Genomic DNA, 24,696 nt, shown 5'->3' with positions numbered 1-24,696 from the left:
GATCGGCGTTCATGTAGCATAGGTGTCCGCCCGCGCAAGCGCCGGCCGCATCGTGAGGCGACGGCCCGATGAGCACGATGGAGACACAGCGCCTGGAAAGGGCGGCCGCGCCTGCCGCCGCGGGCGCGCATGTGCCGGCCAACCGGCAGTCCGATCGCGCCCGGCCGGCATCCATATCGGGCGCCCTGGTGTCCACCGGCCGCGCCCTTGCCGCGGCATTGGCGCTGGAAGAAGCGCGCGGCACGCCCTTTCTCCTGGTTCCGGTGCTGTTTTGCGCCGGGGCAGCGCTCTATTTCGCACTGCCCTTCGAGCCGGGCTGGCCGCTGCTTGCGGCCGCGCTTGTCGGGCCGGCGGCGGCCCGGTTTCTTGTCGCCCGGCACAGGGTCGCGGCACGGCTATGCGCGGCGTTCGCGATTGCGGCGGCCGGCGCGGGTGCCGGCAAGATCGAAACCGTGCGCGCCGACACCGCCATGCTGGGCTCGGCCGTCTCGACCGTGCTGACCGGGCGCGTGGTCAGGGTCGAGCACCAGGCGAGCGGACGCACGCGCTACACGATCGACGTGGAGACGACGCGGCGGCCGCTGCTGCGTTACGCGCCCGATCGCGTCCGCGTCACGGCGCGCGCCGATCCCGGCATCGCCGCAGGCGAGCGCATCGAGGGGGTCGTGCGGCTTTTCCCGCCCTCCGGCCCGGTTCGCCCCTATGGCTACGATTTCGCCTTCGAAAGCTACATGGCCGGCATCGGCGCGACCGGGTTCTTTCTCGGCATGCCGGACAGGCAAACGTCCGCCGGCGCGAGCGATATCGCCCCGCGCCTTGCCGCCGGGCTGGCCAATATGCGCCAGGCGATCGCCGGGCGGATCAGGCGCCATGTCGCGGGCGCGGAAGGCGAGATCGCCGCCGCGCTGATCGCCGGCACCCGCGCCGGCATTCCCGAGGAGGTCGACGAGGCGCTGCGCCGGGCCGGCCTCGCACACATCCTGTCGATATCCGGCCTGCACATGGCCCTCGTCGCCGGCACGGTGATGCTGGCGCTGCGGGCGCTGTTCGCGCTCGCGTCGGGCTTTTCCTCGCGCCGGCCGGTCAAAAAATACGCCGCCGCGCTGGCGCTTGCCGCGGCCGCCTATTATCTGGCGATTTCCGGCGCCGCGGTCGCCGCCCAGCGCTCGTTCATCATGATCGCGGTGATGCTGGTGGCGCTGCTGTTCGACCGCGCCGCAATCACCATGCGCAATCTGGCAATCGCGGCGCTGATCATCGCCGCGCTGGCCCCGCACGAGGTGGTCGGGCCGAGTTTCCAGATGTCGTTCGCCGCCACGGCGGCGCTGATCGCGGCCTATACGGCCTGGTCGAACCGGGTTTCGGCAAGGACGGGCGCCGGCCGCGCCCCGCCACGGGGCGGGCTGAACGCGGCCGGGCGCCGCCTGGCTTATTTCGCCACGGGGATCGCGGCAACCTCGCTGATCGCCGGCGGCGCGACCACGGTCTACGCGATCTGGCATTTCCACCGTGTCGCCCCGCTCGGGCTGGTTGCCAATCTCGCCGCCATGCCGGTCGTGTCGACGCTGATCATGCCGCCGGCCGTCGCCGCAGGCGTGTTGATGCCGGTGGGGCTGGAAGGTCCGCCGCTGACGGTGATGGGGCAGGGGATCGCGATCATGGTGGCTGTGGCGCGCTGGGTTGCCGATCACAGCCCGATCGACGCTGTCGGGGCGATGCCGCCGCTGGCGCTGATCCTGTTCACCGCCGCGCTTCTCGTCGCGACCATCGCGACCTCCGGCCTGCGCTGGCTGGCGCTGCCGCTGGCGCTGGCCGCAACGCTGGCCTTCGGCTTGCGCACGCCGCCCGACCTGCTGGTTTCCGAGGACGCCCGGCTGGCCGCCTTGATGCGCGATGACGGCCTATTCGCCGTCAATCGCCCGCGACCGAACGGTTTTACCATCGGCATCTGGCAAAAGGCGCTGGCAGCCACGGGTTACGTCAAGCCGCGCGACCGCGCCGACGGCAAGCCCGAGGCGGAGACGCGCTTCGTCTGCGACGCCGCGGCCTGCGAGGCCGTCCATGCCCGCGGCGCCGTGGTGGTGCACGCCAAGACCCGGGCCGCGGCCGCGCCGTTTTGCGGCGTGGCGAGCGTGATCGTGATCGCGGACGCGACCGCCGCCAATCCGTGCCGGGCGAAAGACGTTCTTGTCGTGACCGCGCGCGACCTTGCCCGCCGCGGCAGTCTCGAAGTGCGCTTCAAGCAAGTTGGAACCGAAAGCGCCGGCGCGAGCGGGGGGCCGTTGCGCGCCGAAGCGCGCTTCGCCCTGCCGCGGAACGAACGGCCATGGTTCGCGCACCGCAAATTCTCGCGCGAGGCCCGCGGTCTCGCGCCTTACAAGCGCGGCGAGAAAGGCAGGAACAACAAGAACGGCAAAAGCGGGAAAGGCGACAAAAGCTGAGCCATCCGCCGTGGCGGCGAGATCGGCGGCCGACAAAGCGGCGCCCGATCGAGCCGCGGCCAGACTACATATGTGCCGACACCGGCCCGACCTGGGTCGCCGGCGCGACCGACACCGGGAAACGTCAGTAGCGGCGGATCAGGCCGACCAGCCGCCCTTGGACTTTGACCTGGTCGGGGCCGTAGATGCGGGTTTCGTAGGCCGGGTTGGCAGCTTCGAGCGCGATCGAGGCGCCCTTGCGCCGAAACCGTTTCAGGGTCGCCTCGGCGTCTTCCACCAACGCCACGACGATGTCGCCGGGATTGGCTGTCGCCGCGCTGCGAATGATGACGGTGTCGCCGTCGAGAATGCCGGCATCGATCATGGAATCGCCGCGCACCTCGAGCGCGTAGTGCTCGCCGGCCGACAGCATGTCGGGCGGCACGGCGATCGCATGCGTTTGATGCTGGATGGCGTCGATCGGCACGCCGGCGGCGATCCGCCCCATGACCGGCACCGACACGCCGCCGCCAGCGTCGTCATTGGCCGACACGGGCGGGGCCGGCTTGGGTTTGGGCTTGCCGAGACTGCCCTCGATGACGCTCGGCGAAAAGCTGCGCGGCCGCCCGAGCCCCGGAGAGATCGATTCGGGCAGGCGCAGCACTTCCAGCGCACGGGCGCGATTGGGCAACCGGCGGATGAAACCGCGCTCCTCCAGCGCCGTGATCAGCCGATGAATGCCCGATTTGGAGGCGAGATCGAGCGCTTCCTTCATTTCGTCGAAGGAGGGCGGAATGCCGGTTTCCTTCAGCCGTTGATGGATGAAAAGCAGCAGCTCGTGTTGTTTTCGGGTTAACATGGCGGCCCCAGTGGAATCATCGACAAACAAAACCAGAACAAACTGTATCTGTTCTCACCTTGTTCCGCAAGTGTCCGAGCGCCGAAAGACGAAAACGATGCCGGCAACGCCGCCGACGGCATGCCGCGCCCGGTCTTCGGGCAGGCACCGATACCCGCGACAAGGGAAGGCCGCGGATGTTGAAACGCGGCGTCCCCGTTTCGAGCGCCGGTCTCTCGGCGGGTTTTGCGCCCGGCCTACGCCAGCCGGCCGTTGAGATAATCGTCGGTGACCTGGTTTTGCGGCCGCTCCGACAAATCCGCCATCGTGCCGTGCTCGAGCAGGTAGCCGGTTCCGCGCCGTGTCCAAAACAGCGCGCACTGATCGGCGATCCGTCGTGCCTGAGACAGATTATGCGTGACGATCACCAGCGTGACGCTGTCCTTGAGTTTGAGCAGCAGGCGCTCGATCGTCATCGTCGACATCGGGTCGAGCGCGCTGCACGGTTCGTCCAGAAGCAGGATTTCGGGCCGCGTGGCCAGCGCCCTGGCAATGCACAAACGCTGCTGCTGGCCGCCGGACAGCGCGCAGGCGGACATGTCGAGCCGGTGGCCGATTTCCGCGTGCAGGCCGACGGCACGCAGGCATTCGTCGATGCGCGCGTCCCGGTCCGCCCGCCGGCGCACGCCGAATTCACTCAACACGATATCGAAATTGCGACGGATGGAGAACGGAAACGGGTTAGGTTTCTGAAACACCATGCCGACCCGCTTGCGCAACCGCAGGAGATCGGCGCCCCGCGCCAGCACGTCGGTATCGCGAACAAGGATACGGCCGGACGCGTTCGCACCCGGGATCAGGTCGATCAGCCGGTTGACGCAGGTCAGCAGGCTGGTTTTGCCGCAGCCGGACGGGCCGATCAGCGCGGTGATGCGCCCTGGCGGGATCGACAGGCTGACATCCGACAGGGCCTTGATGGCGCCATAGGCGACCGTGACGTTTTCGACGCGGATATGGCTCGCCTCGGCGCGGCCCGGCGACAAGTCGAGCTTTCGGGTTCCTGTGGCTTGCACGTTCATACGAAATCCCTGCCTTGCTTGCTGTCCAAAGCCGTGAACAGGGCGACGACGGCGGCGACCGACGCCAAGAGCACGGTGGCGGTCGCGAACGCATTGCCGTCGCCACCGGGAACGTTCATCGCCAGGTCGAGAATATGGACCGCCAGGGTCCGTCCCGAATCGAAAACCGAATCCGGCATGCGCACCACGTAGCCGCTGGTGAAGATCAGGGCGGCGCTTTCGGCGACCGCGCGCCCGAAACCGAGCCCCAGCCCGGCGAAAATGCCCGGTGCGGCGGCCGGCAGCATGATCGACCAGACGATCCGCCGCTGCGGCAGGCCGAGCGCGTAGCCGGCCCTGCGGTCTTCGCCGTGCATGCGCAAGGTGGTTTCGGCCACGCAGGCCGCGATCGGCAGGATCATCAGGGCGAGCGTCAGCCCGCCGGCCAGAATGGAAAAGCCGAAGCCGAGCCAGTCGCAGAAGATCATGTTGCCGGCCAGACCGAAGACGATCGAGGGAACGGCGGCCAGCACGCCCAGGCAGCCCCGCGTCAGGCGCGCGGCCACGGTGTGCGGGCGTACCGCCTCGACCAGAAACACCGCCGCCCCGACCGCAAGCGGCAAGGCGGCCGCCAGCGCCACCCCCGTCACCGCCGCCGTCGACACAAGCACCGGCGCGATGCCGCCGGCGCGCCCGGCCGCGCGCGGCGCGGTGGTGAGGAAGTCCCACGACACCAGCGCAGCACCGCGCGTGACCACATGCATAACGATTGCAGCCAGGACGAGCACCACCGCCGCCACCGCCGCGCGCACCACAAGGTCGTTGACGAAGGGTCTAAGATTGCGGTGCATCGGCCCCGCCCCAGCAGCGGCGCAAGACGAGCAGCAGCCCGACCATGGCCATCAAGAACAGGCCCGAAACGAACAGAGCCGAGCGGTGGACGTCGATGGCGTAGGCCATTTCGAGCGCGATATTGGCCGGCAGCGTGCGCACGGACGCAAACGGACTGTCTGGCATCGCGACCGCGTTTCCGACCACCATCAGCACGGCCATCGTTTCGCCCAGCGCGCGGGCGAGCCCGAGCATGCAGGCGGCCGCCACCACCCCCTTGGCCGACGGCAGCACGATGCGCTTGATCGCCGCGTGACGGGCGCATCCGAGCGCCAGGCTGCCGAGATAGAGCGAGGCCGGCAATTGGCGCAGGCCCGCCTCCGCCAGAACGGCCACGGTCGGCAGCACCATGATCGACAAGACGATCACGCCGGCCAGGAGCGAGGTGCCGGGCGGCTGCCAGGCGGCGATGTGCGGCACCAGCACGGTCATGCCCCACAGGCCGTAGACGACCGAGGGAATGGCCGCCAGGGTCATCAGCACCACGCGAAAGGCGGCACCGCCGACATCGCCGGCGTAATAGCGGATATAGACCGCGCACAGGATTCCCAGCGGGCCGGCGACGGCAAGCGCGCCGGCCGAAACCGCGAGCGTGGCCGCGACCATCGCCACCAGGCCGTATTCGCCGGCGGTCGGATACCAGTCGCCATCGGCCACGAAGGCGCCCAGTCCCGCCTCGGTCAGCGCGGGCGCGGAGCCGATCGCCAGCACGATCAAGACGCCGGCCATCGCTCCGATCGCCAGAACGCCCGATGCCCACAAGACGACGACGAAGACGGCGTCTTTCAGCGCGAGCGGGCCGCGAAACAGCCTAATTCGAGGCGGGCGAGAAATAATGGTCTGAGATGAGGTCATGCACCTGTTGTCCGGAGGCAAACCGCAAAAACGCTTCGACCGGCGCCGCGGGGTCGGGATACGTGACCAGGTTCAGCTCTCGTCTGACCGGGTACGACCCGTTTGCGACATTGGCGGAAGTTGGAGCGACGGCCCCGAGCGCGATCGCGCGTATCGGGGTCATGGCGCTTGCGTGATATTCGGCCGCGCCGATCGAGATGTAGCCCACCGCCCTCGGGTTGCCGGCCACCACTTTCACCGCCTGCTCGTTGTCGCCGATGATGGTATGGGCGCGGATGTCGCGAATATCGAGATCGAGATAATCGAGGAAGATTCCCAAGGTCGAGCGGCCTTCGGCCTTGCTGACCACGGTGATCGGCCCGTCCCAGGAACCGAACGCCTCCCAGCGCGTCGCCTGGCCGGTGTAGATCGCCCGCACCTGGTCGTCGGAAAGCCGTTCGAGCGGATTTTGCGCATGAACGATCAGCGCCACGCCGTCCCATGCGATCCGCGTGGCCGCGACGTCGTTTTCATCCGCGCCGAGCGCCCGCGACACCATGCCGATATCGGCGAGCTTGCGCCGGACGTCCGACAGGCCCCTGGAAGAGCCGCCGGTCTGGACATCGACCTGCACGCCCGGATGCGCGGCCTCATAGCGCTGGGCGATATCCATCATCAACGGCGCGATCGTGCTCGAGCCGGTAACGACGATGCGCACCTCCTCCTGGGCATGGGATACACCCAGGCCGGCGAACGTCAGCGCAAGGGAGAAGGCGGCGATCACAGTCTTTCTGGCCGACATCATACGCTCCTCGTTGCCCAGCTTGCCGTTTGCGGCGGCCGCGCCGCGTGCCGGATCTCGGCGTCAGCCCGCATGGGCTGTGTCAGCACCGCGCTGGTGGCCGCCTCGGGCAGGCTGCCGTCGGCCAGAAGCCAGCGCGGGCGGGCGAAATGGCTGATCGCCGGCAAACGGGTCGTCGCGGCCTCGAAAACCAGTCCGCGCCCATGGGAAAACGCGGCCCGGACCCCGCCCAGAGGGTTCAAGCCGGCCACCGGTCGTGCCAGGCCGGCAATCAGGCAATGCGCGACATCCCAATCGCACCGGCGTCCCGCCGTCTCGGTGGCGATCCAGCAATGCATGCCGTCGGCGCGGCAGCCGCCCCGGTTGCGGCCGAAATGAAACCCGGCGAAATAGGCCGCGCGGCGCCCGGCAGCCCGCAGGCAGGCAAGCAGGGCGGTGTTGATATCGATGCAGTTGCCGGATCGTACGCCGCAAAACGTCGCCGGGCGCGCCAGATCGGGATTCGGCCCGCCATAGCTGAACCGGCGCGCCACCGCCGCGACAATGTCGTCGTCACCATGGCCTGCCGCGCATGCGGGTCGCTCGAGGGCGAGAAATTCGGACAGATCGCCGGCAAGCCTCGTATAGGCATTGTCGAAATCGGCAAATTCGTCGGTTTTGACCGTCCCTGTCCCGGCCGCGAAATGGAAGGAAAATTCGAGGCTCGCGCCGAAATCGCCCTCGAACAGATAGGCGCGCTGGCCGCTCCGGCTTTCGCGGACGATCCGGTAGGGCAAGGGGCAGGGGGCACAGAATCCGACCAGGGTCTGGTGCACCGTGTCGGGCGGCTCCGGCACCAGCAGGCCGATCGCGGCGGCGGCACGTTCGTGCGGGTCGATGCGCAGCGTTATGATCATGCCAGGCTCCGTTGTCTGCAAATCAGCGATGGCGCGTCGCCAATCCCGGCCGGATCGACGCCCAAAAGCGCGGCCATGGTCGCTGCGACGTTGTCGAGCCCGCCCGTCTCGAGCGCCCAGTCGGCCCGCCCGCCATCGGCCGCAACGATGGTGAAGGGGACCGGGTTTGCGGTGTGGGAACCGAAGCCGCGGCCCCGATCGTCCAAAAGTCGTTCGGCGTTGCCGTGATCGGCGGTGACCGCCAGCGTCCAGCCGGTGTCACGGGACTGGGCCACGATGGCGGCAAGGGCCCGGTCGACGGCGGCCGCCGCCTGCCGGCACAGGCCCACATCGCCGGAATGCCCGACCTGATCGAGATTTGGAATATTGACGACAAAACCGGTCTCGCGATCGCTCGTCATCACCGCGCGGCAGGCGTCCACCGTCTCGTCCACCCGCATGCGCGGGTTTTGTTCGGGACCGCCCGGCGTGTCGGGGATCGCCACCTGGCGTTCCCCGAGCGATTGCCGGAAACCGTTGAAGAAATAGGTGACATGCGGAAATTTGCAGTTTTCCGCGATCCGCGTCAGCGCGATGCCGCGCGCCTGCAGGGCCTGCGCCAGACCGCCCGAAAGGCTGCGGGTCGGAAAGAAGACGTGCGCGGCCGGCACGTGTTGCGTAATGGTGGTCAGCGTGGCGACACGGCAGCGCGCGGCAAGCGCTTCGACCGTCTGCACGGCGCGATCGGCGCGATGGCTGGTGACCAGCAGGGCCTCGCCCGGCGTGAGCTGGATGTCGGCATCGACCCGGTGGGCGGGGAAGTCGCGCTCGCTGTTGTCCTGGCAAAAACCGTCGAGATGCCGGCGATCGAAGCGCGGCAGCGCGTCGGCGCTCATAAGCGCATCGACCAGATGCCGCGCCAGGGCGCGGTTTCCAGACCGGTCGGCGAACCAGCTCCGTCCGATCACGACCCCGAGCCGCGCCGCCGGAACCCGCGCCGCCAGCGCCTGCCGCAACGTGTCGAGCAATGCGGGCCCCGAGCCGCGCATCGCATCGACCCCGTCGAGCACCGGGTGCACCACGACGGTGGAAAATCCGCCGCGCCCGGCCAGGTCAGCCGCCTGGACGATGGTGCGCCAATGGCCGTGCACGCCGGCGTCGGACAGAAGGCCGAGAACGTGGATCCGGCCATTTTGGGCCGTCTCGTCTCGCAAGACTCGCCAGACGGGGCTTTTTTTCCATTCGCCCGACCGGTAGGCACGGTCAATCTCAACCAGCGAGGAGACCACGGTGCGGCCCATGCCGAGGGTGAGATGCCCGACTTCGGAATTGCCCGCCTGGCCGTCGAACAGCCCCACGGCATTGCCGCTGGCCCTGAGCGGAACCATGCCGTAGCGATCGAACAGGTCGAACAGAACCGGCATGCAGGCGCGGTCGACGACATTGCCGGGCGAAGGCGCGGCGAGGCCGGCGCCGTCCAGGATGACCAGACCGGCTTTGGCACGAGCGGTCATCGGTCCGCCGCCGTGGCGACATGGATGACGAATTCCGACCCGTCCGGGTCGAAACCGACCCCGCGCGGGCCATAAAGGACGGGCGCGCAGAAGCCGCTCGCCCGGATCGCCGCGCCGACCTCGCCGGTCGCCCAGGCGCGCGTTCGAATGGTGGCCGGCGCATGGCCGGCCGTCCGGTAGGTGATGTCGACAACATCGGGCTCGACCACGGCAAGATCGACCGAAGCCTTGAGACCGGTGCAGCAATAGGTGCGATCCTGTGCGGATATCCGCCCGGCAAGCAGCGCGTCATAATTGCGATGATCGAGCACCAGCGTGCCCCCGTCGCCAAGCAGCCGCCGGAAATTGCACAGCGCGCGCTCCAAATCGGCACGCGAAAACAGATGCGCGATCGAATTGCCCATGCAGATCACCGCGTCGAAGGGACCGGCGGGCAGGCTTTCGTGATCAAGCCAGTCGCCAAGCGCGCAGGGCACCGCCCGTGCGGCCATGGTGGCGATGTTGCGCCTGGCCTGTTCGACCATCTCCGCAGCCCCGTCGATCGCGGTGACGGCGAACCCGGCCTGCGACAGCAGAACGGCATGAAAACCGGTGCCGGTGGCCGCATCGAGCACCGAGCGGGCCCGCCTCGCGCTCAAGACGTCGACAAGAAAGCTGCCTTCGGCGGCGCGCCGGTCGGTCCAGCCGAGCAGGGCGTCCCATTGCGCGACCAGCGCCGTGTCGTATTCGTCGCGGTAACGCGTGGATGAGGTTTGCATCGTTTCCTCCCGGCAACACACACCAGCTAGAGACCGACACCGTAGACTTCGGCCAGACGCGCATATTCGCGCCAATAGTCGGGAAAGGATTTTGCAACGCAGGCCGGGTCCTCGATCGTGATGCCCGGGCACGCAAGCGCGGCCAGCGAGAACGCCATGGCGACGCGATGATCGTCATAGGTGTGCACCGAGGCGGGCCGGGGCCCGGTTCCGTCCGGCGCGATCTCCAGCCAGTCAGGGCCTTCCCGCGCCGGAATGCCGATGCGGCGAAGCTCCTCGGCGGCCGCATGAAGCCTGTCGCACTCCTTCAGGCGCAAATTGGCGATGTTGACGATTTTCGTCCTGCCCTTTGCGAACGCGGCAACCACGGCGAGCGTGAGCACCATGTCGGGCATGGTCTCCAGGTCGACCTCGATGCCGCGCAACGCGCCTTCGGATCCGCGCAACTCGATCTCGCTCGGCGTCGCCGCAACCGCGCACCCCATCTCCTCCAGCACGCGGACAAGGCCGACATCGCCTTGCGCGGACGCCGTACCCAAGCCCGAAACCCGCACCGTGCCGCCGAGAATGGCGGCCGCGCCGAGGAAATAGGACATCGCGGAGGCGTCGGGCTCGACCGCGATCGAGGCCACGGCCGGCTGTCCGGGCTGTACGCGCCAGATCTGCGGCCCGACCGGCGCGACGTCGACGCCGGCCGTCCGCATGGCCGCCACGGTCATGTCGACATAGGGACGGGAGACGAGATTCCCGGTCGCCTCCACGTGAACCGGGCCGTCAGCAGGTTCCTGGCGCGCGGCCGACAGCAGCATGGAGCTGGTGAATTGAGACGAGACCGAGCCGTCGACCCGCCAATGCGCGCCGGTCGGCCTGCCGCCGACAATGCGCACGGGAAGGCACCCCGGATTGCCGGTTTCATCGACCCGGCGGCCGAGCGCCCGCAACGCCTCGATGCCGCTCGCCATCGGCCGTTCGCACAGCCGCCGCGTTCCGGTAATGATCGTCTCGCCATCCGCATCCGCGGCCATCGACAGCAAGAAGCGAGCCGGCGTGCCCGCCGCGCCGATGTCAAGCGGTCCGCCCGGCGCGCCAGGCCTTCCGCCGGCGCACGCATTTTCGACCCGGAAGGCGGCCCGGGCCGTGTCGGCCTGAACCGACAGCCCACCGAACCGGTCGATGCAATCGGCGAAGCGTACCGTGTCGTCGGCATGCAGCGCACCGGTCACGCTGGTGGTGCCGGACCGCGCCGCAGCCAGCGCGAGCGCGCGATTGGTGAGGGATTTCGATCCCGGCAGACGGGGCTCGAAAAACGGCGACCGGGTACGGGCGGAGGTAGTGGTGGACGCGACTGTCATCAAATTCACCAACAAAAACAAACGGTACATCGCCCGCCGACATATCGACGGAACCCGCATGACGACCGGGAAGTCCCAGGATGAGGCGGCAGGTCGAGAAACGACTGAACCAGCCGCCGAAGGATCGCCACATAACTAGTTTATTAGAATTTACATACAACCAAAAGTCAATGATATTTATTTGATGCAATTTATAGGCGAATTTGGCGCGAACGAAGCCCGGACCCCATCGTTCGGGTCGCGCACACTCGGTCTCCGCTTCATCCTCACGCTTCCGCCGCCGGCCTGTGCCGCCACCTCGCGTCTGGCGCTTGACAGGGCGTTAATACAACTATAAAGTTAGTTTTATAGTGACATAGCAACCGATACCGATGCCCGGCCGCAGCCGATGCGGTCGTCGATGGCGCGCGCCGATCCGCCGACCAGGCGGGCTTTGCAAGGCAACCGCCAACGACCTCACCCCAGGGAGGACCAGGAGATGACAGCAACGACTTCTTCCAACCAAACCGACGCCCTGCCGGCCGGCGAAGCCGCCCGCGCTGTGCCGCCCGCCAAGTCGATCCCCTTCACCGAAATTCCGCTCGTCGACTTCCAAGGCTTCCGGAACGGCACGGACGCCGACAAGAAGCGCGTCGCCGCCGAGGTCGGCAAAGCGCTGAACGATGTCGGGTTCTTCTACCTGGTCAACCATGGCATACCCGCCGAGGACGTGGCGGCCGTGTTCGCCGCAGCACGCGGCTTCTTCACCCAGCCCGGCGCGCGCAAGAACGCGGTTTCCAGCGCAAACACCAGCAACCATCGCGGCTATTTCCCGATGGGCGGCGAGAATGTCGATCCGCTTCACACACGTGACCTGAAGGAAGGTTTCGACATCGGCTTCGAGGGGACGCTCGCGCAGGAAGAAGCGCGCAGGGGCGGCTTGCGCGGCCTCAACCAATGGCCCGACGAACCGGCCGGTTTCCGTCCCGCCCTGGAGCGCTATTACGAACACAGCGTCGCGCTCGGCCGCGATTTGTGCCGCGCCTTCGCGCTGGCGCTCGACATGGAGGAAGACACGTTCGACCGCGAGATCGAGCACTCCGAATCGCGTATGCGCCTCCTGAGCTACCCGCCGCAGCCGGGCGGTCCCAAGGACAGCCGCGCCTTCGGCGCCGGCGCCCACACCGATTGCGGCTGCCTGACCATATTGGCTCAGGATGCGCTCGGCGGATTGGCGGCACGCAACAGCGCGGGAGACTGGATTGCCGTCGATCCGATCGAAAACGCGCTGATCTGCAATGTCGGCGACATCATGGAGCAATGGTCCGGCGGACGTTTTGCCAGCACGGTCCACCGGGTCATCAACGATTCGGACCAATATCGTTATTCGGTGGCGCTGTTCTTCAACCCGAATCTCGACGTAGTGGTCGACAGTTTCAAGAGCCTGACCGGAGCCGAGAGCGCCGGCGGCAAGACGACGACCGAGGAATATCTGGGCTGCTGTTTCAGCGAAACCCGCTCGGCCTGCCAATTGCCCTGACCAGACCGGGGCGGCTGGAGGACGTGGCGCGCGCCGTGGCACCAATCGTGGCGCGCGCTATGTCGCGGCGGCGGCAAAAACGTTCGCGATGACCGTTGCCAGCCTCGCCGCCAGCGGCCCGGTCCGCCCGGGGGCTGCACTCAATACCAGATGGGTCTCGCCCAGCGGCGGCAGCACGTCGTCGGCGAGCATGCGCAACCCGGCCTGGCCCGACAGCGTGCTGTGCGGCAGGACGCCGACGGCGATGCCGGCGGCGATCGCGGCGCGAACCCCGGCAACGCTCTCGCTGGTCAGCACGATCCGGTAGTCGAGGTCGCAATGCCGCAACAGATCGAGGCAACGTTCGCGCCACCAGCAGGTCCGGTCGAACAAGGCCACCGGCAGCGGACGCAGGCTTTCCAGGTCCCGGAACCGGGATCCGGCCCACACCGCCCGCTCGGAATGAACGACCCGGTCAGTTGCGGCGATCTCCTGAGGCGAGTGCAGAGCGAGATCGAGTTCGCCATGCGCGAGCGCGCGCGGAAAATCCATGCTCGACATGCAGCGTACGAACAGGCGTGCCGCCGGCTGGTCTTCGGCGAAGCCGGCCAGGATCGCCGGCAGGATCGTGTCGCTATATTCCTCCGGGACGCCGAGGCGGATTTCTTCGACGACCGGCGCGCCGCGCAATCGTGCGGCGGCCTGATCGAGCACGTCGACGACATGACGGGCGACCGGCAGCAATTGCTCGCCGGCCGGCGTCAGCATCACCCCGCGGCCATGTCTTTCGAACACGCGCTGCCCGAGCGCTCTTTCCAGTTTCTGTACCTGCAGGCTGACGGCCGATTGCGTGCGCAGGAGCTGCGCCGCGCCGGCACTCAAGCTGCCCGCCCTGGCGACGGCGAGAAACACGCGCAGCAGCGCGCTGTCGAGCGGGTCGCCCAAGCTATCTGTTTCGATCATGGCTGATATTTATCCTATTCGATTTATCAATAAAAGCTTTTCCCGTATGGGTCGTGTTCGAGGAGAGATGTCTTGAACAGCGTCCTGTCGCATGCCGACCGCCGGTTCATCCTTACGCTCGTGGCGATCGCCGCCGGCCTCGCCGCGACGGCGTTGTGGCCCCAAAAGGCGCAAGGCGCGGCGCTGTTCGCGCTCGTCAGCCTGGTCAAGGTCAGCCCGATGGTCGCCCTCGGCATCGTGCTGTCGGCCTGGGTGGCGGCCAGCGGCGCGGGGGCGGTAACGGCCAACCTGTTCAAGGGCCGGCCGTCGAGCGTGATCGTCACGGCCGCCGCGATCGGCGCCGTCACTCCGGTGTGCGGGGTCACCGTGCTGCCCCTGATGACCGGACTGTTGGTGTCGGGCGTGCCGCTGGCGCCGATCATGGCGTTCTGGCTGTCCTCGCCGGTGACCGATCCGTCGCTATTCACCGCGACCTGGGCCGTGCTCGGCCCCGGCTTTGCCATCGGCAAGACGCTCGCCGCCTTCGCGATCGGGATTTTCGCCGGTCTGGCAACGGCGCTCTTGCACAAAACGCGCATGGTGCAGGTGCCGCTGCGGGCGCATCCGCGGGGCGGACGAAATCCCGGTTGCGCGCCGGAAGCCGGCGGGTTTCGCCCGGCGGTATGGCGCGATCCGGTCCGCATGCGGACTTTCGCGCGCGAGCTCGCCTGGATGACGAAGCTCGTCCTGTTGTGCCTGTCGCTCGCCTTCGCGGCGGAATATCTGCTGCGCGACCTGGTGCCGCCCGAGCTTTTGAGCGCCTATGCCGGGGCCGACTCACCCTATGCCATCCCACTCGCCGTAACGCTCGGCGCGCCCTTATATCTCGACGGCTACGCCGCCCTGCCGCTGGTGCGCGGCCTGCTCGACCTCGGCATGTCCGCCGGCGCCGCGCTCGGCTTTCTGGTCGCCGGCAGTGCGGTCAGCATCTGGGGCGTGCTGGCGGTCGTGCCGGTGCTGCGCGCCTCGACGCTGGGCCTGTTCGTGGCGCTGGCGGTGGCGGGATCGCTCGTCTCGGCCTATGCCTTCCAGGCGCTGTGGCAGGTTTTTGCCTGATCCCCGACCTGCGCCGCCCTTTCAAAAGGGCCAGACGGTCAACCGCCGGCAGCGGCGGCCGGCTTGACACCCCTCCATCCGACTAGTTTTATCGCGGCAAACCGGGGGAACGATCTCGATGTTGTCCGCACAGGACGCCGCAAAGGGTTTTGATGCCGTGGGGGCACCCGCGCGCATCGTCGTGCTTCTGGCGCTGGTGCGCGCCGGGCCGGACGGTCTTTTGATCGGAGAACTGCAAAAGCGGCTCGAGATTCCGGCCTCGACCCTGGCGCACCATATCCGCATCCTGCTCAATGCCGGTCTGATCAGCCAGGAGCGCCAGGGGCGCACCACCACCTGCCGGCCGAACCTCGACGCCATCGAGGAACTCGCCGCGTTCCTGATGAAGGAATGCTGCGCCGACCGCGCGCCGCAGCCGGCCGGGCAGGGCACCGGGAGAGACGGCAAGGACGACGCGCGCGCCTGAGCGCGGTCCGCCGCAACGCGATGCGATCACGCCGCGCGGGCGGCGATCGCGACCAGGTTTTTGAGAAGCATGGCACGCGTCAGCGCACCGACCGAGCCATGGCGCGGCGTCACGAAGCCGGCGACCTGCGCCACCGCATCGTCGATGTCGGAGACGGTGCGGCCATCCGCGTCGGAAGAGATGCCCACGCCGATGACGGCCGCGCCCGGCTTGACCATGGTCTTGTCCACCAATCCGATTGTACCGGCCGCGGAAACCACGATATCGGCGCGGCGCACCGTTGCGGCCAGATCGCGCGATCGGGAATGCAGCAGGGTGACGGTCGCGTCGATCCCCTTCAGCGACAACAGCATGGAAAGCGGCCGGCCGACCAGCATGCCGCGGCCGATAATGGCGACCGCGCGGCCGGCGATGGCGATCTCGTGATGGCGCAGCAGCGCCAGCACGCCGGCGGGCGTGCACGGCACGATGTCGGGCGTTCCGGCAAGCAGGCGTCCGAGATTGACCGGATGGCAGCCGTCGACATCCTTGGCCGGGTCGATGGCGTCGAGAACCGCCGTCTCGTCGAGAGGGGCGGGCAGGGGAAGCTGCACCATGAAACCGTGCACGGCGGGGTCGCGGTTGAGCTCCGCGACGACGTCGAGCAGGCGCACCTGGGTCGTCTGCACCGGCAGGCGCACAATGTCGGCGGCAATTCCGGTTTCGGCGCAGTCCGCGCTCTTGCGCGCGACATAGGCGGCACTGTCGGCGCGGTCGCCGACGATCACGATGACCAGTTTCGGCGTGACGCCGCGGACCCTGAGGTCCGCGGCGGCGGTTGCGATCCCGCGCCGGAGCCGGGCGGCGAGCGCCTCTCCGTCCAGCAGGCAGGCGCGGGAAGCCGGCATCACTTCAGGCCGATCGCCGGATCGATGAAGCGGTTGGTGACAACGTCTTCCGGCTTGACGTCCGGATCGGAGCGCTCGTCGAGCCAGGGTTTTACGATGGCGTGCATCTCGGCGACGCGCTCCATGTCGAAATCGCCCAGCGTGTCGTTGGCGCCATTGCCGACGATGCCGCGTTCCTTGAGCGTCTTGGAGGCGTATTCCATCTTGCCCATCGGGGTCTTCCACCAGCTGGTGGCGTGGCCGGCCTCGTTGAAGTCCGAGATCAGCTTGTTCACCTCGTCGGGATTGTTGACGTAGTCGATCCAGGCCTGCTGCATGATCGGCACCACCTTCTCCAGGCAGGGCGCGAGCTCGTCCAGGCGCGGCGTCGCCACAGATAGCATGCCGGTATAGTTGCGATAGCCGAGTTCGCCCACCGTCACCGCGTCGATCGGCTTGCCCCAATTGTTGCCGGTCGAGAAGCTGTAGGGTTCGCTGGTGACAAACCCCTGGTTCAGCCAGGTGCCGTTATTGGTGACGAAGTTCTCGCCGTCGCCGCGATAGCCTTCCACGAACACGTCGCGCGACACGCCCGACTGGACGAGATAGAGGCCGAAGGTGCGCTGGATGGTCGAGACATAGATCATGCCCTTGCCCGACTCGGCGAATTCCTTCAGGTCGTCCAGCGAGCGGAAGCCGTCCGGATAGGTGCCCTTGTCCCAGAACAGGCCCTGCGGGGCGTTGTCCAGCGGCGCGAACACGCCAACGGTCGGAAAGCGCTCGGAAAACAGGAAGGAATTGTCCAGTTCCTGGTAGCCGAGATGCGGCGTGACGCCGGCTCTCGAATTGCCCAGATGCAGCGCCGAATAGGCGGTCTCGCCGTCGCCGAGGCCGATGCCGCCGCCGCCTTCGAGGATCATCAGGTCGATGCCGGTGGAGCCGAGCGGCCCGACATATTTGCCCGCCGACATCTCGCCGGCAGCGCCGATCATCTGGTAGAAGCCGCCGTGCTCGGCCTGCGCCAGCCAGTCCTTCTGGATGATCAGCGGGTCGGGGCACACATCGGCCAGCGGCGTGGTGTAGTTTTCCTTGGCGAAGGCGCCGGGCTCCTGGGCGGCTGCGGTGCCGAGCGCGCCGGCGAGCAGGCCCGAGGCGAGGGCGGTTGCTAATCTGTATTTCATCCGAAGTCTCCCATTTTCGGTTGCGAAGTGGTTCAAGGCTTGCGCCTTTCGTGGTCAGGTCGGTGCCGCGCCGGATTCATGCCATTCCGAAAACAGCTTGTTACCGAGCCAGGCGAAGAACAGATAGACGCTGATCGACAGGGCGGAGGAGGCGATCAGCGCGGCATACATCTGTTCGTATTTGAAATCGATCTTGGCGTTGATCAGCATCTGGCCGAGACCGCCGCGGCCGGCCAGGAAGAAGATTTCCGACACGATCGCGCCGATCACGGCCAGTCCGGCCGAGATGCGCAACCCGGCAAACAGCGCCGGCGCTGCCGACGGAAAGCCGGCCTTGCGCAGGATCACCGGCCAGCCCGCGCCCTGCAGCTTGAACAGGTCGATGACGCCGCGATCGACGCTCTTGAGGCCGAGCAGCAGGGTCGTGGGGATGGCGAAGAACGTGAACAGCGCCACGATCAGCACTTTCGGCATGAAACCGAAACCCAGCGCGCTCTGGATCAGCGGAATGATGGCCAGGATCGGAATCGACTGCAACGCCACCAGATAGGGAAAGAAGGCGCGTTCCATGACGTGGAAGCGGAACATGATGATGCCGAGCACGATGCCGATCGGGATCGAGATGCACATGCCCACCACCGCGATGGTGATGGTGACGAGCGCGCGGTCGACAAGCTCGGCGCGCACCTCCGGCAGGGCAAAGGCGTTGGTCCACAACGACCAGGCGTCCGGCATCAGAAACTGCCGGTGCGGTTCAAGCTGGGCTCTGGTCCACCAGTAGAGCAGCACCAAGAGGATGCCGAGAAGGATCGGCGGCATGATGGTGGTGAAAAAGCGCTGCAGCATGTTGGCCGGCGGCGGCAGCGGTACGGCGCGATAGGTCCGAGGCTTTGCTACGGGGGCTGTGGTCATGTCTGCCTCTCAATTCTCGATGGCCGCGCGCAGCGATACGGACAGGTCGCCGCACAGTTCGGAAAATTCCGGTGCGTAGCGCAGTTCCGGCGTGCGCGGATAGTCGAAGGGAACGTCGAACACGTCGAGGATCCGCCCCGGCCGGCGCGACATGACGACGACCCGGTTGGACAGATAGACGGCCTCGGGGATGGAGTGGGTGATGAACAACCCCGTAAAACCCTGGCGCATGAACAGCGCGATCAACTCGTCGTTCAGCCGCTCGCGGGTGATCTCGTCGAGGGCGCCGAACGGCTCGTCGAACATGAACACGCTCGGGTTGAGCGCCAGCGAGCGGGCGAGCGAGGCGCGCATCTTCATGCCGCCGGACAGTCTTTTGGGATAATGGTTTTCAAAGCCGGTCAGGCCGACCAGATCGATTTGTTCCTTGGCGATGCGCCGCCGTTCGGCGGCCGGGAAGCCGCGCAGCTCCATCAAAAGCTCGACATTCGGCATCACCTTGCGCCACGGCAACAGCGTGGCGTCCTGGAACGTATATCCGAGGTGGTTGCGGTCGACATCGACGGTGCCGGCAGTGTGTTTGACCAGGCCGGACGCGATCTTGAGCAAGGTCGACTTGCCGCACCCCGATGGCCCGACGATCGACACGAATTCGCCCGGCTTGAGCGCCAGCGATACATTGTCGAGCGCCTCGGTGCCGTCGGGAAACTGCATCGACACATGATTGAAGGAGAGGGGCGCGTCGGCCGTCCCCGTCTCGGAGCGGGCGTTGGACGTATCTGCAGGGTCGTTTTCGGGCGGCATTGTCAAGGCTTGTGCCGTCATGGGTGTTCCTCCCTGGAATCTATGGTCACCGACTGGTCATGCGGCCAGCCGCCTGGCGAAGCGTTGTACGGAAAACGGCGATCGATCGATCGAGGACGCACGGCCGACCATCAGATCGGCGACAAGCCGTCCCGTCGAGGCGCCCGAACACATGCCGACATGCTGGTGTCCGAAGGCAAAGACCACGCCCGGATAACGCGGCGAGCGATCGATGACCGGCAGGCTGTCGGGCAGGCAGGGCCTGTGGCCCATCCAGCGCGACGGCTTGCTGCGGTCGAGGTCGGGAAACAATTCGCCGGCGATGTCGGCCAGCCGGTCGGCGCGCGCATAGTTCGGCTTCGCCTTCAGCCCGGCCAGCTCGACCGTGCCGGCGATCCGCAGGCCGGGCCGCATCGGATTGACGAACACGCTGCGCTTGTTCCACATCACCGTGCGGTTCACCTCGATACCGGCCTGGGGAAAGGTGACGTGGTAGCCGCGCTGGGTCTCCAGCGGCACGACGGCGCCGAGCTTGCGCGCCAAACCCGCAGACCAGGCCCCGGCCGCCAGAACCAGCCTGTCGAGCGGCTGGCGGCCCTGGTCGGTGACGAGCGCGGTCGGGCCCTCCGGCGCCATCTCGATGTCCTTGACCTCGGCGCGCACGAATTCGCCGCCATTGGCGAACACCTGGGCCATCACCGCGTTGACCAGCAGGCTCGGGTCGACGGTCGAGCCGTTGTCGGGCGCGAAAATGCCGATCCGGAACCGCCGCGCCAACGCCGGCTCAAGCTGGCGAATCTCGTCTTCGCCGATCAGGTCCATCGCCGCGCCCAAATTGCGCCGCAGGTCGAGGGTCCACCGCGCCGCATCGAGTTCGGCCTGGTTTTCGTAAACATAAAGACAGCCATTGCGACGGATCAGAGTGCGGAACTCACCCTGCGGCAAAAGACGCTCATAATCGTCGAAGACCGGTTCCATCAAGGCGCGCATCGCGGTCGCCACGCGGGCCACCTCGTCGCGGCTGGCGTGGCGCAGGAAGCGCAGCAGCCACGGCGCGATCCACGGCAGATAGGACCAGCGCACGGTCAGCGGCCCCAGCGGATCGAGAAGCCAGCCGGGAATTTTGCGGAGCATACCGGGCATGGCGACCGGCAGCACCGCGCTGGGGCTGATCGAGCCCGCATTGCCGAACGAGGTCGCCATGCCGGGCTCGACACGGTCGACGACCGTCACCGCGTAACCCTCGCGCTGCAGATAGGCCGCGCAACAGGCGCCCACGATGCCTGCGCCGACGACGGTGACGTGGCCGGGCGTGTCGGCCTTGGCTTGGTTCATCATGCCTCGCGCCGCTAGTGTTTCAACATTTCGAGCCGGACCCTCTCCACGAAGCCCGCGGCGCGTTCTGCCGAGATATTGTTGATGTCGTAAAGGGCGTGGTAGCGCACTTTCACGCGCGGATTGCAGATCACCCTGAGGAAACGGGTGGCGTTCTTGCGCGGCGGATCGCCCAGAACCGCGGCGCGCCAGCGTTTGGAGCCGTAGGTCGTAACCGTGGTCAGCTTGCGGATATTGGTCAGGCCCGGTCCGATCTTGCCGTCCTTGAGCACGAAGGAGACGTCGGGCAGGAAGACGCGGTCAAAATAACCCTTCAAAATCGCCGGCCAGCCGAAATTCCACACCGGATGGCACAATACCAGCGAATCGGCGCGCCGCAGGCGCTCGACATAGGGATCGATGCGCTGGCGGTTGATCTCGACGTCGTGATAGTTGCGCCGGTCGTCGGCCGACAGCACCGGATCGAACCCCTCGCGGTAAAGATCGAGGTCGTCGACCTGGTGCCCGGCCTCCTGCAGGCTTTCCACCACGGTTTTGTGCAGCGTCGCCGACAGGCTGTCTTCAAGCGGATGTGCATAGACTACGTGTACGTTCATCGTTCCGGCTGCCGGTTTCTACTTGGCGAAAAGGAAGGTCTTGCCCGCGACCGGCGTCCAGTCCGGTTCCGTCCAGGCGATCATCTTGCCGGGGTTCATCAGCCCCTTCGGGTCGGTCTGCTTCTTGAACTCGAGCTGGCCGACATCGGTCCTTTTCATGCCGCCTTCCTCGAGCGTCACGCGATGCGGGTTGAAGACCGGCAGGCCGAGCTTGCCCTCGATCGTCATGATGATCTCTTCCAGCCGCTCCTCGGAGGTGAAGCGCACCAGCGGCAGGCCGACCGGCGTGACGACGCCGTCGAAGCGGGTGAATTCGCAATGCATCATCAACTCGTCGCCGAACGTGTCGCGCACGGCAGCGAAGCTCTCGGTGAGTCCTTCGCGTGGCAGCATCATCTGCAGATAGGTGATCGACGGATCGATGCGCAGCGCGCGCAGCGTGGTGTGGTTCCAGGCCAATTCATAGACCGCCGGCAGCTTGCCTGACGGTTTGGCCGTGTCGGCGCGGAAGCGCAGATGAGCGTGGTCGAGAGGCGACAGACAGGCCTCCAGCGCGGGTAGGGTGCCGCGCGACACGATCATGGCGATCGCAGCCTCGCCGTCGACCAGAAACGGGCCGTGGCGGCGGAAATAGAGTTCGGGGATCGGCGCCTCGAAGGTCGACAACATCCGCTTGGAAATCGCCTCGTCCTCGCCGAGCGCGATGGCGAGCGCGGTCGCCTTGTCGAACCCGTCGACGCCGATCAGCACGTCGACCCAATCGGAAGCGGGATCGATCGGGATCTCGACCTCGGTGAGGACGCCGTTGACGCCGTAGGCATGGGCGGCCTTGGATATGTCCTCGCCGGCCAGCTCGATGACCCGCGGCGTCTCCTCCATCGTCACCAGACGAAGCCGGCGCAGATTGGCCGGGTTGCGCAGACCGCCCCAACGGATGGCGCCGACGCCGCTCGAGCCGCCGGCGATGAAGCCGCCGATGGTGGCCGTGCCCGCAGTGGAGGGAAACAGCCTGATTTCCTTACCGCTTTCGCGGGCGGTCTTTTCCAGGTGCTCGATCACCACGCCCGGCTGGGCGACCATGTGGTCGCTTCCGACCCTGACGATCCGGTCGAGATGCTTGGTGTGCAGCACCGCGCCGCCGAACAGCGGCATCGCCTGGCCGTAATTGCCTGTGCCCGCACCGCGCACGGTGACCGGCACGTCGTGTTTCCAGCAAGTGGCGAGCACGCGCACGACCTCCTCCTCGTCGCGCGGCGCGACCACGAAATCGGCCGTGACGGCGCCGAGCTGACGTTTCAGGATCGGGCTGTACCAGTAAAGGTCCCGGCTCTTCTGCTGGACGGTGGCCGGATTGACGTCGAGGTCAAGCCCGGACAGCGCCTCGAGACAGCCCTTCAAATCCCCGCTCATATCGTCTCCTGTGCGGTCATGGTGTCCGGCCGCTGCGGGAGCCTCCCGTCAATCGGCCTGCCGTTGCGAACGACGCAGCGCGCAAGGCGCGAACGGCAAAAAAGATCAATCCAGTCCCGTGCCGCGAACTGGACGAAGTCCGCCGGCTGACCCGGCGCCAGCCGGCCATGGGGGGCCAGTCCCAGCGTCTCGGCCGGACGCCGCGCGAAAGCGTCGGCCCAGGCGCCGATTTCAGTTTCCAGATGCGCGAGGCGCACGGTTTCGCGCATGATCTCGAACATGTCGAAATCGCCATAGGGATAAAACGGGTCGCAGACATTGTCGGAGGCGAAGGAAACCGCAATGCCACGGGCGCGCATTTCCTTGACCAGCGTCAGGCCGCGCCGGCGCGGCGTGCAGCCGGCGTCGCGGTCCTGCAAGAACAGATTGGTGGCGGGCAGGGCAACGACATGCAGCCCCGCCCGGGCGACGCGATCGAGTGTCGCGGCGGCGACGTCGTGCGGTTGCGCGGACAGGCTGCAGCAATGGCCGACGACCACGCGGCGCGAAAAGCCGCTCGCCAGCACCGCCTCGGCGATCGTCGCCAGGCCGTCGGCCCGCACGTCGAGCGTTTCGTCAACATGGAAATCGACGTCGAGACCGTGTTTGCCGGCCTGGTCGAACAGCCGCCCGAGACGCTCGGCGTCCGCCATCGCCGGCGGAACGAACATGCCCAGCACGCCGCCGAGACGCGCAATCTGCGCGCAGCGCTCGGAAAAACCCGGCGCGTCGACCCGTTCCAGCGCCATCAGCGCCACCGCCTGAAGCTCGAGCCGGTCGCGGAATTCCTCGCGCAGGGCAACGAAGACCCGCCAGGCCGGGCTTTCCTGCGGCAAGTCGGGTGTATCGAGATGCGTGCGCAGGGCGACCGTGCCATTGGCGTAAGCGCGCTCCAGGGAGCGGCGCATGCGCGCGCGCAGATCGTCTTCGGTCCGGTTCGGCGCGTCGGCGACCGACAGACGCACGGCGTCGAGCAGGCCGCCTTCGGGCAGGCCGGTGCGATGCACCGTATAGGCCTTGTCGAGGTGGACATGCATGTCGACGAAGCCCGGCAGCACCAACGTGCCGGCCGCGTCGATCGAGACATGTTCTTGCCTCTCCGGCGCTACCGCAAACCTGCCGTCGCGTATATAAAGGTCGGTCGTGGCCAGACCCGAGGCCGGATCGGCATCGCGCAGGGCGAGACCGTCGCAGACCGCGACCGGCACACGCGCGTTCACAAGGGCGAACGCACCGGCTGGCGGGACCGAGGCGGCGCTCACGCCGGACCCGTCATGCGCGGCAAATCGTGACGGGCGACTTCCTCGATCAGGCGCGCATAACGCCCGGCTGCGTGCTCGACGATACGCGCACCGATCTCCGGCGTCGCGGCGGCGGCGTCGCCGGCCGCCCCGTCGGCATGCAGATCCTCGATCGACCAGCCGGCCGAGACCGGCCCCATCAGCCGCAGCACCTCGTTGGAGGCGGCGACCTCGGCCGAGGCGGGCACGAAATGGCGCGCCTTGCTCATATCCACCAGCGCGGGCCGGAAATGGAGCATCGCCGCGGTTTCGACCAGCCCGCCGTGAATGCCTTCCTGGGCCTCGCGCGGCGAGACGACACCCTCGGGAAAGCCCATGCTGACCCAGCCGGCGGCGACGCAGAACAGGCCCAGTTCAACCCGCAGGCGCCGGATGACGATCTGCAGCACCGGCACGTTGCCGCCATGGGCGTTGAGGAACACGATGCGCCTGAGGCCGGCGCGCGCGATGCTGCGGCCGATCTGGGTCAGGACTGCGATCAGCGTTTCGGCGTCGAGACTGACGGTGCCTTCATAACCCAGATGTTCGTCCGACTTGCCGTAGGCGACTACCGGCAGCACCAGCGCCTGCGCGTCGCCGACCCGCGACGCGGTTTCGCGCGCCATCTCCTCGGCCAGAACGGCATCCGTCGACAGCGGCAGGTGAGGGCCGTGCTGCTCGATTGCGCCGACCGGCACGATCGCGACCGCATCGGCAAGCGCCGCGTCGCGAAACGCCGTGTGGTTCAGGTCCGCCCAAAAGTTGAAAGGCATCAAACTCTCGATTATCGAACTTATGTTCGCAAATAGTACAGAACGGACAATGAGCGTCAAGCCAAAAATCATCACCCGGTGACGTCTTCCCCCATTCACCTATGGTACCGACGACGGGCGCCGCGCCCAGCTTGAC

Annotated in this window: 23 protein-coding genes; 4 read left to right on the top strand and 19 right to left on the bottom strand. The window is 67.2% G+C overall.

Annotated features, from left to right (window positions below; genetic code table 11):
- Positions 1–68 precede the first annotated feature (68 nt).
- Positions 69–2,441 carry a ComEC/Rec2 family competence protein gene (locus C7T96_RS01500; RefSeq protein ID WP_106569397.1) on the top strand — a complete coding sequence of 791 codons (2,373 nt, stop codon included), beginning with the start codon at positions 69–71 and terminating at the stop codon, positions 2,439–2,441.
- Between the two features lie 124 nt (positions 2,442–2,565).
- Here C7T96_RS01500 and lexA read toward each other — a convergent pair whose 3' ends face one another.
- The 9 genes from lexA to aroA form a co-directional block, all read right to left on the bottom strand.
- Entirely contained in the window at positions 2,566–3,279 is a 714-nt protein-coding gene (gene lexA, locus C7T96_RS01495; protein ID WP_106569944.1) for a transcriptional repressor LexA, read from the bottom strand.
- A gap of 236 nt (positions 3,280–3,515) precedes the next feature.
- A complete protein-coding gene (locus C7T96_RS01490; RefSeq protein WP_106569396.1) occupies positions 3,516–4,337 on the bottom strand; it encodes a phosphate ABC transporter ATP-binding protein in 822 nt (273 codons plus the stop codon).
- Positions 4,334–5,167, bottom strand: a complete 834-nt coding sequence (locus tag C7T96_RS01485; RefSeq protein ID WP_106569395.1) for an ABC transporter permease subunit — start codon at positions 5,165–5,167, stop codon at positions 4,334–4,336. The genes C7T96_RS01490 and C7T96_RS01485 overlap by 4 nt, the downstream gene beginning before the upstream one ends.
- Positions 5,151–6,062, bottom strand: coding sequence for a phosphate ABC transporter permease subunit PstC (gene pstC / locus C7T96_RS01480; RefSeq protein WP_106569394.1), 912 nt, complete (start codon positions 6,060–6,062; stop codon positions 5,151–5,153). The genes C7T96_RS01485 and pstC overlap by 17 nt, the downstream gene beginning before the upstream one ends.
- Positions 6,019–6,843 (bottom strand): phosphate ABC transporter substrate-binding protein, encoded by an 825-nt coding sequence (locus C7T96_RS01475; RefSeq protein WP_158264283.1) that lies wholly within the window; start codon positions 6,841–6,843, stop codon positions 6,019–6,021. Before C7T96_RS01475 ends, pstC begins: the two co-directional genes overlap by 44 nt.
- Positions 6,843–7,739, bottom strand: coding sequence for a transglutaminase domain-containing protein (locus C7T96_RS01470; RefSeq protein WP_106569392.1), 897 nt, complete (start codon positions 7,737–7,739; stop codon positions 6,843–6,845). Before C7T96_RS01470 ends, C7T96_RS01475 begins: the two co-directional genes overlap by 1 nt.
- Positions 7,736–9,232 (bottom strand): hypothetical protein, encoded by a 1,497-nt coding sequence (locus tag C7T96_RS01465; protein ID WP_106569391.1) that lies wholly within the window; start codon positions 9,230–9,232, stop codon positions 7,736–7,738. Before C7T96_RS01465 ends, C7T96_RS01470 begins: the two co-directional genes overlap by 4 nt.
- Positions 9,229–9,990, bottom strand: a complete 762-nt coding sequence (locus C7T96_RS01460) for a class I SAM-dependent methyltransferase (RefSeq protein WP_106569390.1) — start codon at positions 9,988–9,990, stop codon at positions 9,229–9,231. The genes C7T96_RS01465 and C7T96_RS01460 overlap by 4 nt, the downstream gene beginning before the upstream one ends.
- A gap of 26 nt (positions 9,991–10,016) precedes the next feature.
- Positions 10,017–11,342, bottom strand: coding sequence for a 3-phosphoshikimate 1-carboxyvinyltransferase (aroA, locus tag C7T96_RS01455; RefSeq protein ID WP_158264282.1), 1,326 nt, complete (start codon positions 11,340–11,342; stop codon positions 10,017–10,019).
- A 478-nt stretch (positions 11,343–11,820) separates the two neighbouring features.
- Here aroA and C7T96_RS01450 point away from each other — a divergent pair, with 478 nt between their 5' ends.
- Entirely contained in the window at positions 11,821–12,861 is a 1,041-nt protein-coding gene (locus tag C7T96_RS01450) for a 2-oxoglutarate and iron-dependent oxygenase domain-containing protein (protein WP_158264281.1), read from the top strand.
- A gap of 57 nt (positions 12,862–12,918) precedes the next feature.
- Here the strand turns inward: C7T96_RS01450 and C7T96_RS01445 are convergent, their stop codons facing one another.
- The gene (locus tag C7T96_RS01445; RefSeq protein WP_106569387.1) at positions 12,919–13,803 is read right to left on the bottom strand and encodes a LysR substrate-binding domain-containing protein; all 885 of its coding nucleotides are present in this window, start codon (positions 13,801–13,803) and stop codon (positions 12,919–12,921) included.
- A gap of 72 nt (positions 13,804–13,875) precedes the next feature.
- Between C7T96_RS01445 and C7T96_RS01440 the strand changes: the two genes are divergently transcribed.
- The gene (locus C7T96_RS01440) at positions 13,876–14,898 is read left to right on the top strand and encodes a permease (protein WP_199190389.1); all 1,023 of its coding nucleotides are present in this window, start codon (positions 13,876–13,878) and stop codon (positions 14,896–14,898) included.
- A gap of 118 nt (positions 14,899–15,016) precedes the next feature.
- Positions 15,017–15,364 carry a helix-turn-helix transcriptional regulator gene (locus C7T96_RS01435; protein ID WP_106569386.1) on the top strand — a complete coding sequence of 116 codons (348 nt, stop codon included), beginning with the start codon at positions 15,017–15,019 and terminating at the stop codon, positions 15,362–15,364.
- A gap of 26 nt (positions 15,365–15,390) precedes the next feature.
- On the opposite strand, the gene C7T96_RS01430 is transcribed toward C7T96_RS01435, so the two are convergent.
- The 9 genes from C7T96_RS01430 to C7T96_RS01390 are packed head-to-tail and all read right to left on the bottom strand — an operon-like array spanning position 15,391 to position 24,560.
- The gene (locus tag C7T96_RS01430; protein WP_106569385.1) at positions 15,391–16,251 is read right to left on the bottom strand and encodes a bifunctional 5,10-methylenetetrahydrofolate dehydrogenase/5,10-methenyltetrahydrofolate cyclohydrolase; all 861 of its coding nucleotides are present in this window, start codon (positions 16,249–16,251) and stop codon (positions 15,391–15,393) included.
- A complete protein-coding gene (locus C7T96_RS01425; protein WP_106569384.1) occupies positions 16,251–17,411 on the bottom strand; it encodes a hypothetical protein in 1,161 nt (386 codons plus the stop codon). Before C7T96_RS01425 ends, C7T96_RS01430 begins: the two co-directional genes overlap by 1 nt.
- Positions 17,412–17,465: 54 nt before the next feature.
- The gene (locus tag C7T96_RS01420) at positions 17,466–18,323 is read right to left on the bottom strand and encodes an ABC transporter permease subunit (RefSeq protein ID WP_106569383.1); all 858 of its coding nucleotides are present in this window, start codon (positions 18,321–18,323) and stop codon (positions 17,466–17,468) included.
- A 9-nt stretch (positions 18,324–18,332) separates the two neighbouring features.
- Complete coding sequence (locus C7T96_RS01415; protein ID WP_199190388.1) at positions 18,333–19,148, bottom strand: ABC transporter ATP-binding protein; 816 nt, start codon at positions 19,146–19,148, stop codon at positions 18,333–18,335.
- Between the two features lie 36 nt (positions 19,149–19,184).
- Positions 19,185–20,465 (bottom strand): FAD-dependent oxidoreductase, encoded by a 1,281-nt coding sequence (locus tag C7T96_RS01410; protein WP_245414035.1) that lies wholly within the window; start codon positions 20,463–20,465, stop codon positions 19,185–19,187.
- 11 nt (positions 20,466–20,476) lie between these two features.
- Entirely contained in the window at positions 20,477–21,058 is a 582-nt protein-coding gene (locus C7T96_RS01405; RefSeq protein ID WP_106569382.1) for an NAD(P)H-dependent oxidoreductase, read from the bottom strand.
- A gap of 18 nt (positions 21,059–21,076) precedes the next feature.
- A complete protein-coding gene (locus C7T96_RS01400; protein ID WP_106569381.1) occupies positions 21,077–22,468 on the bottom strand; it encodes an FAD-binding oxidoreductase in 1,392 nt (463 codons plus the stop codon).
- Positions 22,465–23,769 carry a cytosine deaminase gene (locus tag C7T96_RS01395; protein ID WP_106569380.1) on the bottom strand — a complete coding sequence of 435 codons (1,305 nt, stop codon included), beginning with the start codon at positions 23,767–23,769 and terminating at the stop codon, positions 22,465–22,467. Before C7T96_RS01395 ends, C7T96_RS01400 begins: the two co-directional genes overlap by 4 nt.
- Complete coding sequence (locus C7T96_RS01390) at positions 23,766–24,560, bottom strand: creatininase family protein (RefSeq protein WP_106569379.1); 795 nt, start codon at positions 24,558–24,560, stop codon at positions 23,766–23,768. The genes C7T96_RS01395 and C7T96_RS01390 overlap by 4 nt, the downstream gene beginning before the upstream one ends.
- Positions 24,561–24,696 lie beyond the last annotated feature (136 nt).

The sequence above is a fragment of the Nitratireductor sp. StC3 genome, assembly GCF_003015025.1.
In the GTDB taxonomy this organism is placed as follows: domain Bacteria; phylum Pseudomonadota; class Alphaproteobacteria; order Rhizobiales; family Rhizobiaceae; genus Mangrovimarina; species Mangrovimarina alexandrii.
Note: the sequence above shows the minus strand (reverse complement) of the source record. Positions and strands in the feature narration are given on the sequence as shown.

Coding starts and splice junctions, on each gene's coding strand:
- C7T96_RS01470 (WP_106569392.1), bottom strand. CDS start 7,739: ATGATCATAACGCTGCGCATCGACCCGCACGAACGTGCCGCCGCCGCG.
- C7T96_RS01415 (WP_199190388.1), bottom strand. CDS start 19,148: ATGACGGCACAAGCCTTGACAATGCCGCCCGAAAACGACCCTGCAGAT.
- lexA (WP_106569944.1), bottom strand. CDS start 3,279: ATGTTAACCCGAAAACAACACGAGCTGCTGCTTTTCATCCATCAACGG.
- C7T96_RS01425 (WP_106569384.1), bottom strand. CDS start 17,411: ATGAAATACAGATTAGCAACCGCCCTCGCCTCGGGCCTGCTCGCCGGC.
- C7T96_RS01500 (WP_106569397.1), top strand. CDS start 69: ATGAGCACGATGGAGACACAGCGCCTGGAAAGGGCGGCCGCGCCTGCC.
- C7T96_RS01410 (WP_245414035.1), bottom strand. CDS start 20,465: ATGATGAACCAAGCCAAGGCCGACACGCCCGGCCACGTCACCGTCGTC.
- C7T96_RS01450 (WP_158264281.1), top strand. CDS start 11,821: ATGACAGCAACGACTTCTTCCAACCAAACCGACGCCCTGCCGGCCGGC.
- C7T96_RS01475 (WP_158264283.1), bottom strand. CDS start 6,843: ATGTCGGCCAGAAAGACTGTGATCGCCGCCTTCTCCCTTGCGCTGACG.
- C7T96_RS01390 (WP_106569379.1), bottom strand. CDS start 24,560: ATGCCTTTCAACTTTTGGGCGGACCTGAACCACACGGCGTTTCGCGAC.
- C7T96_RS01485 (WP_106569395.1), bottom strand. CDS start 5,167: ATGCACCGCAATCTTAGACCCTTCGTCAACGACCTTGTGGTGCGCGCG.
- C7T96_RS01430 (WP_106569385.1), bottom strand. CDS start 16,251: ATGCCGGCTTCCCGCGCCTGCCTGCTGGACGGAGAGGCGCTCGCCGCC.
- C7T96_RS01465 (WP_106569391.1), bottom strand. CDS start 9,232: ATGACCGCTCGTGCCAAAGCCGGTCTGGTCATCCTGGACGGCGCCGGC.
- C7T96_RS01445 (WP_106569387.1), bottom strand. CDS start 13,803: ATGATCGAAACAGATAGCTTGGGCGACCCGCTCGACAGCGCGCTGCTG.
- C7T96_RS01460 (WP_106569390.1), bottom strand. CDS start 9,990: ATGCAAACCTCATCCACGCGTTACCGCGACGAATACGACACGGCGCTG.
- C7T96_RS01400 (WP_106569381.1), bottom strand. CDS start 22,468: ATGAGCGGGGATTTGAAGGGCTGTCTCGAGGCGCTGTCCGGGCTTGAC.
- C7T96_RS01435 (WP_106569386.1), top strand. CDS start 15,017: ATGTTGTCCGCACAGGACGCCGCAAAGGGTTTTGATGCCGTGGGGGCA.
- pstC (WP_106569394.1), bottom strand. CDS start 6,062: ATGACCTCATCTCAGACCATTATTTCTCGCCCGCCTCGAATTAGGCTG.
- C7T96_RS01490 (WP_106569396.1), bottom strand. CDS start 4,337: ATGAACGTGCAAGCCACAGGAACCCGAAAGCTCGACTTGTCGCCGGGC.
- C7T96_RS01420 (WP_106569383.1), bottom strand. CDS start 18,323: ATGACCACAGCCCCCGTAGCAAAGCCTCGGACCTATCGCGCCGTACCG.
- aroA (WP_158264282.1), bottom strand. CDS start 11,342: ATGACAGTCGCGTCCACCACTACCTCCGCCCGTACCCGGTCGCCGTTT.
- C7T96_RS01405 (WP_106569382.1), bottom strand. CDS start 21,058: ATGAACGTACACGTAGTCTATGCACATCCGCTTGAAGACAGCCTGTCG.